Source organism: Streptomyces sp. MH60 (assembly GCF_002939385.1).
Taxonomy (GTDB): Bacteria; Actinomycetota; Actinomycetes; order Streptomycetales; family Streptomycetaceae; genus Streptomyces.
In genome coordinates, this window is the sequence record NZ_MULI01000188.1 from 1 (window position 1) to 1,162 (window position 1,162).

Genomic DNA, 1,162 nt, shown 5'->3' on the forward strand with positions numbered 1-1,162 from the left:
CCCTCCGGAACCGTCACCGCGTCCGGATGCTCCGTCGGCACAATCCGCACCGCATACGGATTCGGCCCCGCCACCGCGTCGGGCGTCCGGGGCGGAGCGAACGTCAGCTCCACGGTGCCGGTCGTCCCCGGATAGAGGCGCAAGGTCTGCGGCTCCACGGTCGTCCAGGGAGCCACGTCCCCGACCGGTTCGAACCGGTACTCGTCCACGACGTCACCGGTATTACGCACCCTCAGGCGCACACGCGTACTACTGCCGGGGTCCACAGTCGCGGACGCGGGCTCCAGGGAAGTCCACAGGCTCACACGCCGACGCTACGGGCCAACTCCCCGTGCGTCAGCGGCACTCGGGGCAGCACTCGCTGCCCCAAGGTGCCTGATCGTACGACTTTTCGGACCCGCCGTCAGTCCTTGGACGGGCGGACGATCTGCCACTCCTGGTCGTCGGTGTTGGTGCAGGTGGCGATGTTCAGCGGAGTCTCGGTGCCGCCGTTCTGGCCCTTCACGTTCAGGCACCGGTGGGCGCTGGCGAAGTTGCGGATCCAGTAGTTCCCGCTCGCCTGCTTGTCGATCCACCACAGCTGGTTGTCCGCCGTGGTGCCGTCGCAGTGGAACTCGGCGACCCCGGTCCCCTCCGGGCGAGCGCCGTATTCGCCCAGGTCCATGCACAGCTGGTCCGTGACGTTCCGGATCTGGAAGAGCTTGACCCCGTTGGGACCGCCGTGCTCGTACTTGACCTCAAGGTTCCAGTACTCGTTGTCGCCCTCTTCGTGGCAGTTGGCCTGCTGGACGACCCCGTTGATCTTGCCCTTCTCCCGTCCGGGGATGTCGGCGCACATGTGGGTGGTGGCGTTGCGCAGCATGACGTTCATGGCGGGGACCACGTCCGGCTTCGTCGCGGGCTTCTTGGACGGTCCGCCCCCGCCTCCGCCGCCGCCGTCACCGCCACCGGCGCCGTCGTTCTCCGGCTTCTCGGAGGCCGGCTGCCCGGGCTCCGCCTCGGGCGCGGACTCGGCGCTGCTGGGCAGCGACTCCGGACTCGCGCTCGGACTGGGCGCGAGGGCCGCACCGGCCTGCTCCGTCTGTTCCGTCGCACTCGTGCGGACCTGAGGCTTGTACGCGATCCAGATCATCACGAACGCGATCGCCAACGCCAGGAAGAT

At 68.6% G+C, this 1,162-nt stretch carries 1 protein-coding gene and 1 pseudogene; both read right to left on the reverse strand.

From position 1 onward, the window contains the following. Positions 1–305 (reverse strand): annotated as a pseudogene (locus tag BZZ08_RS39205) (hydrogenase expression protein); the annotation flags it as partial. Between the two features lie 98 nt (positions 306–403). Next, the coding region (locus BZZ08_RS38470; protein WP_198601955.1) for an RICIN domain-containing protein at positions 404–1,162 on the reverse strand (759 nt) is incomplete at its 5' end.